This window comes from Falsirhodobacter sp. 1013 (assembly GCF_051195255.1).
In the GTDB taxonomy this organism is placed as follows: domain Bacteria; phylum Pseudomonadota; class Alphaproteobacteria; order Rhodobacterales; family Rhodobacteraceae; genus Falsirhodobacter.
Window position 1 is genome coordinate 1 of record NZ_JBNJLK010000025.1, and the last position, 13,067, is coordinate 13,067.

Below are 13,067 nucleotides of genomic sequence, written 5' to 3' on the forward strand. Positions count from 1 at the left end.
ACCTGCCGCGATCCCATCATCCCGATCACCTCCACCGCCTACGAATGGAAGTGAACCAGCCCCAGACCCGCCGATCAGCAGGTGCTTTTCAACACAATCGCCCAGGAGCGGACGTTCCCGTCGGGCGCTTAACCGACATCAGCGAACAAGCGCGTGGATTGAGCGCAGCACTTGGGCCTTGGTACAGCCGATCTCTTTCAGGCTCTCTTTCAAACGCTTCTCGATCGCCTCGGACAAGGTGCCTTTGGGGTTCCCGAAGCCCTCTCGGACGATCTCGGCTTCCCGGCGTTTCATCCAGGCGCGGGCCGCAGGTTCTCGATCGAACGTCTACGCCTCACGGTGGACCTTGACGCCTCCACGCTTTATGACGATCTGCGCAGTGTATCCGAAACTGCCATTTGCCCTCTGTCGCTTGAAGATGGTTCCCACGGTCTTACGCGCTCTCCTTGGGTCTTACCTTTGTAAGGCTGCACGAAGAAGAACCACTTTGAACAAGGGGAAAACGGAAACAGATCGGCAGTGTTGAAAGAAGGCTTCCGGCCAATGAGCATTGAGAAAACCCAGTCTTACACGATGCCCAAGCTGGCCGTGGCACCGATGATCGATTGGACGGACCGTCACTGCCGGTTCTTCCATCGGCAGATGTCCCGGCGGGCGATGCTCTACACGGAAATGGTGGTCGACCGCGCCATCATCCACGGTCCCCGGGATCGGCTTTTGCGGCATGATGCTACGGAACATCCCGTGGCCCTGCAGGTGGGCGGCTCGGACCCCGCGACGCTGGCGCTGGCCGTGCGCCATGCGACGCCCTTCGGCTATGATGAGATCAACCTGAACGTCGGCTGCCCTTCCGACCGCGTGCAGTCGGGATGCTTCGGTGCGGTGCTGATGAAGGACCCGGCCTTGGTGGCCCGATGCCTCCGCGCGATGATCGAGGTGGCGGAGGTGCCGGTCACCGTCAAGTGCAGGATCGGCGTGGACGATCAGGATCCCGAGGTCGTGCTTCCGGATTTTCTGTCGCGCGTCCGGGATGCGGGTGTACGCCTTGTCACCATTCACGCGCGCAAGGCCTGGCTTCAGGGGCTGTCGCCGAAGGAGAACCGCGAGATTCCTCCGCTGGATTACGATCTGGTGCTGCGGATGAAGGCGGCGTTTCCGGACCTGTCCGTCGCCCTGAACGGGGGCGTCAAGGATCTTGCGCAGGTGAAGGCGCTGCTGGCCCTCGGGCTGGACGGGGTCATGGTGGGGCGCGCGGCCTATCATGAACCGATGGACGTGCTGTCGGGCGCCGATGCGCTGTGGGGCGAGGACTTCGCCCCCGATCCCGTGACCATCCTCGCCTCCATGCGCCCCTATATCGAGGCGCATCTGGCGGAAGGCGGACGCCTGAACCAGATCACCCGGCACATGCTGGGTATGTTTGCCGGCCGGCCGGGGGCGCGGGCGTGGCGCCGCACGTTGTCCGAACATTCGACCAGGCCCGGTGTCGGGGTGGAGCTGCTGGACCTCGCGCAGGAGCAGATGCGCGAAGCCGCCTAGAGGTGCCCCATCCGGTCCAGCACGCCTTGCAGGATGTAGGCGGCGGCGACGTGGTCGATCACCTCGGCCCGCTTGCGGCGCGACATGTCCGCCTCCAGCAAGGCGCGCTCGGCGGCCACGGTGGACAGGCGTTCGTCCCAGAAGGTCAGGGGCAGGTCGGTCAGGCGGGACAGGTTGCGGGCGAAGGCGTGCGTCTTCTGCACGCGCGGCCCTTCGGTCCCATCCATGTTCAGCGGCAGGCCGAAGACGATCCCGACAACCTGACGGCTTTTCAGAAGAGTCAGCAGGGCTTCGGCGTCCAGCGTGAACTTCACGCGGCGGATGGTTTGAAGGGGCGTGGCGACCCCCCGCAGCGTGTCGGAAATGGCGACGCCGATCGTCTTGTCGCCCAGGTCCAGACCGGCGATCGCGCCATAGCGGGGAAGGGCGCGGACGAAATCTTCGATCATGGAACAAGTCCTGCGTTGCGGGTGGCGCGGTCGATGGTGGCACGCTCCTTCCCGGTGAAGAGGGGGGAGGCTCTGGCCACGGCCGCACGCGCGTCATCGTCACGGCCCAGCACGCCATAGGCGTTGATCAGGCGGGCCCATTCGTCGGCGCTGCCGCCATCGGTCGCTAGCCGGGTCGCAAGGCCTTCCACCATTCCCGCGATCGCGGCGTTGCGGTCGGCCTCCGGAAGGGCCTGCATCGCGGCCATGTCAGAGGCGTCGGGGCCGGGCAGGGCCGGGGGCGGCGTCCACCGTTCGCCCGCACGTGCCGCCACCTGCGGCATGGCGGCCAGCACCGTCGGCCGCCACGGGGCGTCGGCGGGCGCGACGTCCAATGCGCGGGTCCAGTCGCGGAAGGCCAGATCGTCCCGACCGCCTTGCGCCATGGTCACGCCGGACAGGTACAGCGCCAAGGGCTGATCCGGATCGCGCCGCAAGGCCTGTGTCAGCGCCGCCTCCGCCTCGGGGGAGACGTAGCCGCCGGTGGCATAGATCATCAGCTCTGCGAGTGCGGCATAGTCGGCGGCAGACGGCTGCGCTTGCAGGGACAGAACCTGACGCTGCGCCTCGATCGCGGCGGGGAAGTGGCCCAGCGCCGCCTCGTTCCGGGCCAGAAGCTGCTGGCCGCGCAGATCCTGCGGATTGCGTTGCACCGCCAGGCGCAGCTGTTCCACAAGATTCGCGAATTTCGGATCGGGCGCAGTCTGGGGCGCGGGTGGGGCCTGACCTTCGGCCTTGGTCTGCGAAGGGCGGGCGCTGCGGGCGGCCTCCAGCGCGGCCAGCCGCGCCGCGTGCGGCAGGTCGGGATAGCCGGGCATGCCAAGGCGCAGGTAAAGCAGGCCCACCCCCACCGCCGTCAGAACCACCAGCGCCGCGCCGATCAGCACGTTGCCCCGGCTGGCCATTCGCACCGTTTGCCGGTCGGCGTCCAGAAGCCGGCGCGAGACTTCCAGCCGCGCACGCTCCGCCTCCTCGGGCACTATGGTGCCGCGGGCAAGGTCGCGGTCCACCTCGGTCAGCTGATCGCGATAGATCTGCACGTTGGGGGACGCGGCGGCCGGACCCGTCACGAACAGCGCGCGCATCAGGACGGTCGCCACCGCGACCAGCAGGCATCCCGCCACGGCCCAGAACATCCAGCTTTCCATCACGCCCCTTTCCGTGGTCGCCCTAAGGTCAGCGGGCCGCCTCGGCCGCCGCGCGGATGGCGCGGATGTTCACGCCATACGCCGCAGGTTCCTGAGCGGAGCCGCCCTTGAAGACCGCAGACCCCGCCACCAGCACATCGGCACCCGCTGCGGCAACCAGCGGTGCGGTTTCCACCGTCACCCCGCCGTCGATCTGCAGATGGATGGGGCGGTCGCCGATCATGGCGCGCAAGGTCCGCGTCTTTTCCACCTGCGAATGGATGAACTTCTGCCCGCCAAAGCCGGGGTTCACCGTCATCACGCAGATCAGGTCCACCATGTCCAGAAGATGGGCCACCGCCTCGATCCCCGTGCCGGGGTTGAGGGCGAGGCCCGCCTTGCAGCCCGCGCCGCGAATGGCCTGCAGCGTGCGGTGGATGTGGGGACCCGCCTCAAGATGGGCGGTGATGATGTCGGACCCGGCGGCGGCGAAGGCCTCGATGTAGGGGTCCACCGGGGCGATCATCAGGTGCACGTCCATCACGCCCTTGATGTGCGGGCGGATCGCGGCGCACATGGCCGGGCCGAAGGTCAGGTTGGGCACGAAATGGCCGTCCATCACGTCCACATGCACCCAGTCCGCGCCCTGCGCCTCGATCGCGCGGCATTCCGCGCCGAAATCGGCGAAATCCGCAGCAAGGATGGAGGGGGCGATCTTGATCGGGGGATGAACCGGCATGGCGTGCTCCTTGGGGTCGGGGCGGGGTTTAACACCAACCCGCGCCAAGATGAAGGATCAGTGTCCGGGCGATCCGGACGCGTCGACGGTGACGCTGGCGGTCATCCCGTTGGCCAGAAGATGGCCTTCGGGGATGTTGTCCAGCGCGATTTCCACCGGGATGCGCTGGGCCAGGCGGATCCACTGGAAGGACGGCGTCGGCGCCTGCAGCAGGGATTGCGACATGTCCTCGGCATAGGAGATTCCCGAGGAGATGCCCAGAACGTGGCCCCGCATCTCGTATCCCGAGGCCATCAGGTGCACGCGCACCGGATCGCCCGCGCGGATGTGCTGGATCTGTGTTTCCATGAAGAAGGCGTCCACGCGGAAGCTGTCTTCGGCCACCAGCACCATGGCGTTGGCGCCGGCCGCTGCGTAATCGCCGACATTGGCCGTCAGGTTCGTGATCTGGCCGGCACGGGGGGCGCGAACCTCGGTCCGTTCCAGATCCAACCGCGCGCGGTCCAGCGCGGCCTCGGCCGAACGGACCTGCGCGTCGGCGGCGTCGGCCGACAGGACGGAAGACCGCAGCTCCACCTCCGCGACGGAGCGGGGGCTTTGTTCCTGCTGTTGCAGAAGGCGGTCGGCCTGCTGGCGGCTGTTCTCGGCATTGGCGCGGGCGCTGGCCAGACTCGCCTCGGCCTGGTTGAGGGCGAGTTCGTAGTTCTTCGGGTCGATCTTCATCAGAAGGTCGCCCGCCGCCACCATGCGGTTGTTCGACACTTCGACATCCACCACCGCGCCCGACACCAGCGGCGCGATCTGGATCAGGTCGGCCCGGATGTGGGCGTCGCGGGTCCAGGGTTCGCGGAAGACCTGGTTCCAGACATAGATCCCGCCGAACACGGCGGCGATGGCGATCAGGGTGGTTAGGATAAGGCGGATCAGGATCATCTCAGAGTTCCGGGATAAGCGCGACGACAAGGCCGAGGAGAACGAAATACAGCGCAAGCCGCGCCAGCGGTGGGTGCCAGAACCACGTCCATCCCGCCACGCGCAGCATCAGCCCGTCGATCACGAACCACAGGACCGAGGCGATGACGGCGCAGATCAGCAGGCCGGGGACATAAAGGCCAAGGAAGGCGATCTCGGATTTCATGCGGCACCGGAGAGTTGGGGGAAGGGGGACAGGATGCCGCTTTCGATCAGCGGACGCAACGTTTCGGCTTCCAGTAGGCAGATGCGGGTGGAGCGGTCGGAGTTGTCGCGGGCGGCGTCGCGCAGGCGGTCGAAGGGCGTCATGTTGGGCGTGCGGCCCGACACGGCGTCGCGCAGCGCCGTCCGCATCCCGGGGATCAGGGCCGCCGTGGCCGGAGGCAGGCGGGTCGCGGAATTGCGCAGCCGGTCACAGGCCAGCCCCGCCACCAACGCCGCCCGCGTCCGCCGGATCAGACGCGCATCCGCGGGCTTTTCCGCATCAAGGCCGGAGGCATAGTCGGTGAACATATCGATGATCTCGTCAAAGAAGGCGAAGCGGGGCATATGCCCCCGTTCGGCGGCCGTGCGGCGCAGAAGCCTTGTCGTGCCGCGCCGCAGGTGGCGCGACAGCCAGCCGTGATCTTCCGGGAAGATCACCGTGATCGCGATGATGAAGGCCGGCGGCAGCAGCGCCATGGAAGCCGCCACGTTGAACAGCGTGGAGGGGCTGAAACTGGGCGTGTTCGACGGCTGCAACCCGATGGACATCATGATCATGCTGCCGATCGCCAGTGGCAGAAGCTGAAGCGAGCCGCAAAGATAGAAGATGACAAAGACGGTGGTCCCCATCAGCAGCGCAAGCGCCGGGAAGCCTTCCACATGCGTCAGCGCCATCATCAGCCCGATCGAGATGCAGAGTCCCGCGAAAAGCCCGAGGGCCAGCGCCTTGCCCGCGATCACGCGCACGGGGCGGGGCACGATCGTGGGCAGCAGCAGCGACAAGGCCGGCACGATCATGGCAAGGGAGTTCCCGCTGCTCCACCCCGTGCCCAGCCAGAGGGCGGATACGACGATCAGCATGATCGCCGGACGCAGGCCGTATTGTACCGCCGCCAGATGATCGCGATAGCGGCGCGAGGAAGGGGCGTGGCGCGGCGCGTTTGGACGCCGCTGCCGCGCCAGCCGCGCGTCCTTAAGGAACGCCGTCGCGCGGGCCAGGGCGGCCAGACGGCCCGCAAGGTCGGCCAGCGCCTGTTCCAGCACGGCCACGGACAAATCGCCCATGTTCTGCATGGCGCTGTCATGGGTGCGGGCGGCCAGCGCCTCCGCCTCGTCCCCCATGTCCAGAAGGGTGGGGGCGTCCGGGTCTTCGGCCAAGATGCGCCCGGCCAGATCGCGCAGCTGCGCGCGCGCGTCCGTGACCCGCTCCAAGTCGAAAGCGGCGTCCGGCGCATGCTCGCTGGCAAAGCGCACGGCTGTCAGCGACACCGCCACGCGGTCCAGCTCATGGGCGACATTGGCCATCCAGGGGCGTCCCCAATCCTTGCGCGAACGTTCGTAGACCAGCGACCGCAGTTCCGTGTGCACCATGCCAATGGCACCGATCACGTCCTTTTCGGGCGCGGCCGACGGAAGGTGCCCCTCGGCCAGAACGGATTGCGACAAACCGCGCACGGCACCGCGGGCGCGCTGGATGGCCATCCCCGCATTGTCCGACACGGTGCGCGGGAACACCGTCAGCATCACGATGAAGCCGCAGACGATGGGGATCATCGTTTCCGTCAGGCGGGCCAGCGTCAGGGGCCAGGCCTGCGTGGGATCGGCCTGTGCGTCCAGCACGATGACCAGCGCCGTAAAGCCGCAGGTCGCATAGCCATAAGCGTCGATCCCGCTTTCCATCCGCGTCAGGTAGCCGACAAGGAACAGCAGCACCGCCATCGCCGCGATCGCCTGCGGGGCCGACTGCGCAAAGCACAGCGCGATCGCAAAGCCCGCCAGCCCGCCCGCGAAGGTTCCGGCCATGCGCGCCGTGCTGCGCCAGACCATCGTTCCCGCCTCGGGCCGGACGATCAGGGGCACGGTCATCAGTGCCCAGTAGGTGTGGTTCAGGTCGAACAGGAAGGCGACGAACAGCGTCAGCACGACCGTCAGCGCCACCTTCAGCGCATAGGTGGCGGGATATTGCGACAGACCCGGCCATGTGATGCGCGATAGCGCTGCCATGCCGCCCCCGTCAGCCATTTCCCGCGTCCTTCATCCTGGAATGTCGCCCCGAACACGACGACGGGACCGTCTCGTGATAGGCCGCTGATCGCCGAATGACAATGCGGGCGGGACCGGATCGCAGATCGAACAGCATGACTGCACGACATAGTGACCGTTCCGCCTGCGGCCTTGGTGCCCGCCCCATGCACCCCATATCGGAAGGATGACCGAACCGATCTGTCCCCTGTGCCAGCGGCCGATCCCGCCGGATGTGCCGCAAAGCCTGCACCACCTGATCCCGCGCCTCAAGGGTGGTGCGAAGGGGCCGACAGTGCTTCTGCATCACATCTGCCACAAGGAAATCCATGCGACGCTAAAGGAAGCGGAACTGGCCCGTCGCTACAACACGGTCGAAGCGCTTCTGACCCATCCCCGCATCGCCGCCTTTGCCGAATGGGTGTCCAAGCGCCCGCCGGGGTTCCTGTCCCGCGTCCCGGGCGGCACACGGCGGCGCTAAGGGAACTTAGCGCCCCTGCCGAACGTTGGGTTTCGGAATGGAGAAGGAGGTTTCCATGGCCGACACGGACAAGGAAAAGGTACCGGGGCAAGAGCAGGGCGACGATGTGCGTCCCGCCGGCACGGAAGACATGAAGGACCCGCCGAAGGAATGGAAGAAGGAGGATCAGGAATCCGACGAATCTTTCCCAGCAAGCGATCCTCCGGCAAACTACTGAACCACCCTGACCCCGGTGCCACGCGCCGGGGTTTTTCCTGTCAGCCCCGTTGCTATGATGCGCGGGAATCAGGACAGGACGCCTCATGACATTTCTTCACTGGTCCGCCGCCGCCGAACAGGCGCAAGGCATCTGTGACGCCTGGCCGGCCGATGGTCCGGGCGGCGCGATACTCGGCTTTGACCGGAACGGCATCCACTTCGCCCTGACCGGCGGGGTAGAGCGGGTAGGAGAGCACAAGGCCTTCACATCTGAGACGGTGGTGCGCTGGGCCTCCGTCACCAAGCACGTGTTCGCCGCCTTTGTTCTGGACAGCGGGCTGCCGCTGGACGCGCCCTTGGGATCGCTGCTGCCGATGCACGCGGTGCCCGGGGCCGTCACGGTGCGGCAGGCGCTGGCCATGCAGGGCGGCCTTCCTGACACGCGCGAGATGTTGACCCTGCTGGGCATGGGCGGCGAGGTGGACACCCGCGCCGCCCGCCTGCTGGACTGGTCCGCCGGCGTCGGCCGCCTGAACGCCGAGCCGGGGACCGAGGTCGCCTATTCCAATGCCGGCTATCGTCTGGTGGAGGCGGCGCAGGAAGCACGTGGCCTGCGTTTCGCCGACTGGGTGAAGGCGCAGGGGCATGGCATCGCCGCCCCCGATTACTGGAACGAGCCGGTCGCAGGGCTCGTCCCCGGTCATGTGATGCAGAACGGGGCCTGGGTGCAGGGCGGGCAGGGGATGCACCTGTCGGCGGCGGGCGCGCTGGCAGGTTCGGCCACGCAGCTGGCGTCGTGGCTGGCGGACGTGATGGGACGGGACGCGTTCAAGACCATGGCGCAGCCGGTGCCGCTGCGGGACGGCCGTGCGACCGGCTATGGTCTGGGCCTGCGGATGACGCGCATCGGCGACCATCTGGTGCCGGGTCATGGGGGCGCGCAGTCGGGCTACCGTTCCGGCTTCCTGGTGGATCCGGCGCTGGGCGTGGGCATCTGCGTCGTGACCAACCGCGATGACGGCGAGGCGTCGGCCGCGGCCGAGGCGGTGATGACTGTCCTGCTGGGCGTCTTGCCCGACGCGGCCCCGGCGCAGGACTGGGCGCCGCCCGGTTTTTACGTGGCCAAGGATGGCAACCTCTGGGCGGAGGTGCGTTCTTCCACCATCGTCGTGCGCGATGCCGAGGAGAAGCTTTACACCTCGGGCGACTGGACCATCTCCCACGCGCCGCAGTCGGAGATCCGCTTGCGCTGGACGGGCGAGGTGCTGGAAGGGGAGATCGGGCATCTGCCCGCGCGCTTGTATCCCGCACAGGGGGAGCCGACCGGGGGCACGCTGGACGGGTGGTGGGAATGCGACGGCGCGACCTTCCGCATTCAGGGGGAGCAGGTGCACTGGGGCGCGGGCCCCCGCACCGAACGGTGCAATCTGGTGCCGCTGGGCGGCGGGCGCTGGCTGTTCCATGCACTCGGCCGCCGCATCTGCCTGCGGCGGCTGGGCACGGATCGGGTGGAACTCTCCCTCTCCCGCGCCCGGGTCATCGAATATGTCAGGTTGTCAGCTTGAAATCGGTCATCTGCTCGGGCGTCAGGATGTTGATCTCCTCGGGCGGGGTTTTCAGGGCCTGCCCCATCAGGCGCAGGTCCACGCCCATCTCGGTCAGGTAGTCCAGAACGGCGGCCTGGCCGCGCTGCACATCCTTCACGGCCATGAAGGCCGGCAGAAGGGTGTTTTCCCCGAAATAGCTTTGGTGCACTCCGACCACGCCGCCTTCGGCCACGGTCCGCTCCGTCCCGCCCGCGAACAGATAGGGGCAGGCGGACATGCAGACGGCGCCGCCCGCGATGGTCGTGGCATAGCCCGCCGCACGGATCGTCCGTCCGATCGCCAGCGCGTCCGAAACCGACCCGCCGGAACTGTCCAGCGTGACCGTCGCCGTGTCGGGCCGCGTTTTATCCAGCCATGCCACGAAGCGGTCGGCATCGCCCCGCGCGATCTGGCCGGTGATCCGGATCGTCTCTCCCTCCGCCTCGAACAAAAGTTGTTCGGGCATGGGGCGCATCGCGGGGGTGCCCGGCCCGCCGGGGCGCAGGTCGGGGCGATAGGGGCGCACGCTGGGCCCCTCGGCGGGCGGCGCGAACAGGCCGGGCGCCGCGGCCTGCGGGGTGCCGCGCAGGTCGATGGCGACCAGTGCGCCGCCGATCACCATCTGCGCCACCAGCACCGCCTTCATGGCCCCGTGCGGGGTGGACAGGCCCCGCATCATTCCGAAGGCCGGATCAGCACGGCACGGGCGTCCGGCATGGGTTCGGCGGTTCGTTCCGCCATGCGAAGCACCTCGGCCGCGGCCAGTGCGGCGCGCAGTTCGCCCACGGTCATCATGTCATCGGTGACGCTTTCCCCGCGCCCTGAACGGATCGCGGCCTGCACCACCATCAGGATGAAGACCAGAACGGCCGGAAGAAGGTCAATCGCGATGGCACCCGCCCAGGCGGGAATGAAGTTTCCGCGATACATGATGATCGCGTCGGCGGCGGACACTGGGGTGTAAACCGCCTCCTCGGGCTGGGGCAGGGCGATCACGGCGGCGGCCGCGTCGGCCAGCGTGCTCGCCCGTTGATCCACAAGGTCCAGAACCGAGGTGATGGTCGTCGACTGGCCTGCGCGGGTTTCGGCGCTGCTGCCGTCCAGTTCCGGCACAAGCACGGCGTCGCGAAGATCCTGCGCCGCCCGGTCCACCAGGGAGGCGGGGTTCAGCTGGCGCAACTGTGCGATCAGGCCCGAGAGGTTGACCGCTTCTTCCGAGAAGCTGACGGTCCGGTCGCCGATGGGGCCGGCGGCCACGCCCAGATCGCGCATCCGCGACAGGGTGGCGTTGCCTTCGGCGAAGGCGCGGGCGATGGGTTCTTCCACGCCATTCAGCTGGTCTTCCAAGGCCTGAAGCTCTGATCCTTTTTGGGTCAGGACGCGGAACACGGCGCCGCGCCCGGCAAAGCCCGACAGGTTGCCGCCCGCTTCCTGTTCCGAAAGGTCACTGAAGCTTTGCCGCACGCGGGCCACGTCCCGCGCCAAGGATTGCCCGGCCACGGCGTTGGCGTTCGCCCGCTCCAGCGCGGCCTGATAGCGTTGGGTCGTGGTGGCCATGTGCTGTTCCACCGCCGCCGAACCGGCCAGTGCCGCCGCGTTCAGCCAGGACGACATGGCGATGATCGCGACGCAGCCCAGCGCCATGGTCAGCAGCAACCCGATGCGCGAGGTCGCGCTGCGCACCGCCGGCAGCAGCCGCATCATGTAGGACCAGAAGACGAAGATGCCGACCGACACCGCGATGGAATAAGAGAGGGCGGCGAAGGTCGTCCAGATGCCCGGATCATCCAGCAGCGTGCGGACCCCAAGATAGGTGTAGATCCCCGAGGCCGCCGACAGCACACCCAAGGCGGTGGTGGTGAACGTGTCCAGCCAGGTCAGATGCCGTTCCAGTTCGCGCGCGTAACGGTCACCGGCCCGCACTTGAGGTTCGCCCATGTCAGCCCTTTCGGCCAGATTGTGATGATCACCAACATGGGAGCACCGCGCGCCCCGCCAAAGGCCGGGATTTCCGCGCGTGTTCAAACTATCGCGAGGAGGTCAGGCGTCCAGTTCGCTGTCCCAATACAGGAAGTCGAGCCAGCTTTCGTGCAGGTGGTTCGGCGGGAAGCGGCGGCCGTGGTTCTGCATCTCCTCCGCCGTGGGGCGGCGGGGCGGGCGGCCAAGGCGCAGTCCCGACTGGCGCAGTGTGCGCGACCCCTTGTGCAGGTTGCAGGGCGAACAGGCGGCCACCACGTTTTCCCAGCTGGTGATGCCACCGCGGCAGCGCGGCAGGACGTGGTCGAAGGTCAGATCGCCGCGCGCGCCGCAATACTGGCAGCAGAATTCGTCCCTCAGAAAAAGATTGAAGCGCGTGAAAGCCACGCGCTTCTGGGGTTTGACGAAATCTTTCAGCACGACGACGGAAGGTATCCGTATCTCGGCCCGCTGGCTTCGGACCGTCTGGTCGTATTCGGCCACGATGGTCACACGGTCCAGGAAGGCCGCCTTGATCGCCTCCTGCCAGGGCCAAAGCGACAGGGGATAATAAGACAAGGGCCGGTAATCCGCGTTCAGGACAAGCGCGGGAAACTGTTTCAACACAGCCGGTTCACGCACGAACTGGGTTCTGAAATCGACGCTCATCCCGCACTCCCCTTCGCCCCGTACCGCAAGGTCAAGGGGCGGGGAACCGCCCCATCGCCTAAGGCCCACTATATGTGGCGTATAACACCACGCAAGCCCCTTCTTGCAGTAGATGTAGCGCCCAGAGGTGACGATTCCGTGTCAGCCCAGCCGGTCGCGCAGGAACGAGAGTGCCACCGACACTCCGTCCGGGGCGATCCCGTGGCCTGTGTTCTTCATCACGTGGCCAAAGGTGTCGAAGCCGGCCGCGACGAGGGCGTTTCCGGCCAGGCCCATCTCCTCGAACGGAACCATCGGATCCTGATCGCCATGCACCAGCAGGACCGGGGGACGGGACAGCGTCTCGGCCTCCAGCCGTTCGGGCACGACCAGGCGGCCGGAAAAGCCGACGACCCCGCCGATGGCGACCGCGCGGCGGGGGGCGACGTGAAGGCTCATCATCGTGCCCTGCGAGAAGCCGACAAGGACCAGCCGGTCGGGCGTCAGCCCTTCGGCGGTCAGGCGATCGTCCAGAAAGGCCTGAAGCTGGTCCGAGGCGTGGGCGAAGCCGGTCTGCATCTCCTCCTCGGACGAACCGTCAAGGCGCGGGATCGGGAACCACTGAAAGCCCATCGGATTGTTGCGGCAGCGTTCGGGCGCGTCCGGCGCGATGAAGATCGTGCCGGGCAGGTGTTCGCCCAAGGGGCGTGCCAGATCCAGAAGATCCGCCCCGTTCGCGCCATAGCCATGCACGAACACGACCATGCTGGCGGCCACCCCGGACACGGGCGCGATGCGGTCGAAGGTCAGGCTGGATGTCGGGGTCATGAAAGCTCCTGTGTTTTGAGCAGGGTAGGCGGTGCCGTCCCCGACGCAAGGCGATTGAAAGGACCGTCACAAAAAAAGTGACATGGGAGGTCGTTTTTCTGTTCTAAGCCTCTGGACACCCCCGGGGGAGGTGGCTATTACACCCCTCGTGTTCCGGCGTAGCTCAGCGGTAGAGCAGTTGACTGTTAATCAATTGGTCGTAGGTTCGATCCCTACCGCCGGAGCCAAAACTTCCGCAAAAAGCTGAAGTTGCTACGATCTTCCTGACCTAAGGTATTT

Annotated in this window: 15 protein-coding genes and 1 tRNA gene; 5 read left to right on the forward strand and 11 right to left on the reverse strand. The window is 67.0% G+C overall.

Annotation, left to right across the window (positions count from 1 at the left end):
* Nucleotides 1–138: 138 nt before the first annotated feature.
* Entirely contained in the window at nt 139–294 is a 156-nt protein-coding gene (locus ACSHZY_RS17915) for a hypothetical protein (RefSeq protein WP_435171473.1), read from the reverse strand.
* 249 nt (nt 295–543) lie between these two features.
* Here ACSHZY_RS17915 and dusA point away from each other — a divergent pair, with 249 nt between their 5' ends.
* Nucleotides 544–1,539: a tRNA dihydrouridine(20/20a) synthase DusA gene (dusA, locus tag ACSHZY_RS17920; RefSeq protein ID WP_435171475.1), complete on the forward strand. Its 996-nt coding sequence runs from the start codon at nt 544–546 to the stop codon at nt 1,537–1,539.
* Here dusA and ruvX read toward each other — a convergent pair.
* The 6 genes from ruvX to ACSHZY_RS17950 are packed head-to-tail and all read right to left on the reverse strand — an operon-like array spanning nt 1,536 to nt 7,073.
* Nucleotides 1,536–1,988 carry a Holliday junction resolvase RuvX gene (gene ruvX / locus ACSHZY_RS17925; RefSeq protein WP_435171477.1) on the reverse strand — a complete coding sequence of 151 codons (453 nt, stop codon included), beginning with the start codon at nt 1,986–1,988 and terminating at the stop codon, nt 1,536–1,538. The genes dusA and ruvX overlap by 4 nt on opposite strands.
* Nucleotides 1,985–3,175, reverse strand: a complete 1,191-nt coding sequence (gene ccmI / locus ACSHZY_RS17930) for a c-type cytochrome biogenesis protein CcmI (RefSeq protein ID WP_435171479.1) — start codon at nt 3,173–3,175, stop codon at nt 1,985–1,987. Before ccmI ends, ruvX begins: the two co-directional genes overlap by 4 nt.
* 28 nt (nt 3,176–3,203) lie before the next feature.
* Nucleotides 3,204–3,893 carry a ribulose-phosphate 3-epimerase gene (gene rpe, locus ACSHZY_RS17935; RefSeq protein WP_435171481.1) on the reverse strand — a complete coding sequence of 230 codons (690 nt, stop codon included), beginning with the start codon at nt 3,891–3,893 and terminating at the stop codon, nt 3,204–3,206.
* 57 nt (nt 3,894–3,950) lie between these two features.
* On the reverse strand, nt 3,951–4,826 hold the full coding sequence (locus ACSHZY_RS17940) for an efflux RND transporter periplasmic adaptor subunit (RefSeq protein WP_435171483.1): 876 nt from the start codon (nt 4,824–4,826) through the stop codon (nt 3,951–3,953).
* A 1-nt stretch (nt 4,827) separates the two neighbouring features.
* The gene (locus tag ACSHZY_RS17945; protein ID WP_435171485.1) at nt 4,828–5,031 is read right to left on the reverse strand and encodes a DUF1656 domain-containing protein; all 204 of its coding nucleotides are present in this window, start codon (nt 5,029–5,031) and stop codon (nt 4,828–4,830) included.
* A complete protein-coding gene (locus ACSHZY_RS17950) occupies nt 5,028–7,073 on the reverse strand; it encodes an FUSC family protein (protein WP_435171487.1) in 2,046 nt (681 codons plus the stop codon). The genes ACSHZY_RS17945 and ACSHZY_RS17950 overlap by 4 nt, the downstream gene beginning before the upstream one ends.
* A gap of 205 nt (nt 7,074–7,278) precedes the next feature.
* Here ACSHZY_RS17950 and ACSHZY_RS17955 point away from each other — a divergent pair, with 205 nt between their 5' ends.
* The 3 genes from ACSHZY_RS17955 (at nt 7,279) to ACSHZY_RS17965 (ending at nt 9,335) form a co-directional block, all read left to right on the forward strand.
* Entirely contained in the window at nt 7,279–7,572 is a 294-nt protein-coding gene (locus ACSHZY_RS17955; RefSeq protein ID WP_435171489.1) for an HNH endonuclease, read from the forward strand.
* Between the two features lie 55 nt (nt 7,573–7,627).
* Nucleotides 7,628–7,789, forward strand: coding sequence for a hypothetical protein (locus ACSHZY_RS17960; protein WP_435171491.1), 162 nt, complete (start codon nt 7,628–7,630; stop codon nt 7,787–7,789).
* 85 nt (nt 7,790–7,874) lie between these two features.
* Nucleotides 7,875–9,335 (forward strand): serine hydrolase domain-containing protein, encoded by a 1,461-nt coding sequence (locus tag ACSHZY_RS17965; protein WP_435171493.1) that lies wholly within the window; start codon nt 7,875–7,877, stop codon nt 9,333–9,335.
* Here the strand turns inward: ACSHZY_RS17965 and ACSHZY_RS17970 are convergent.
* The 4 genes from ACSHZY_RS17970 to ACSHZY_RS17985 all read right to left on the reverse strand — a co-directional run bounded on the left by ACSHZY_RS17970 (nt 9,319) and on the right by ACSHZY_RS17985 (nt 12,788).
* On the reverse strand, nt 9,319–10,035 hold the full coding sequence (locus ACSHZY_RS17970) for an ATP-dependent Clp protease proteolytic subunit (RefSeq protein WP_435171494.1): 717 nt from the start codon (nt 10,033–10,035) through the stop codon (nt 9,319–9,321). The two genes, ACSHZY_RS17965 and ACSHZY_RS17970, sit on opposite strands and share 17 nt — an antisense overlap.
* Nucleotides 10,032–11,294: a hypothetical protein gene (locus ACSHZY_RS17975; RefSeq protein WP_435171496.1), complete on the reverse strand. Its 1,263-nt coding sequence runs from the start codon at nt 11,292–11,294 to the stop codon at nt 10,032–10,034. The genes ACSHZY_RS17970 and ACSHZY_RS17975 overlap by 4 nt, the downstream gene beginning before the upstream one ends.
* Nucleotides 11,295–11,396: 102 nt before the next feature.
* On the reverse strand, nt 11,397–11,981 hold the full coding sequence (locus ACSHZY_RS17980; RefSeq protein WP_435171497.1) for an HNH endonuclease: 585 nt from the start codon (nt 11,979–11,981) through the stop codon (nt 11,397–11,399).
* A gap of 141 nt (nt 11,982–12,122) precedes the next feature.
* Entirely contained in the window at nt 12,123–12,788 is a 666-nt protein-coding gene (locus tag ACSHZY_RS17985; RefSeq protein WP_435171499.1) for an alpha/beta hydrolase, read from the reverse strand.
* A 152-nt stretch (nt 12,789–12,940) separates the two neighbouring features.
* Here ACSHZY_RS17985 and ACSHZY_RS17990 point away from each other — a divergent pair.
* Nucleotides 12,941–13,015 (forward strand) — tRNA-Asn (locus ACSHZY_RS17990).
* Nucleotides 13,016–13,067: the final 52 nt, after the last annotated feature.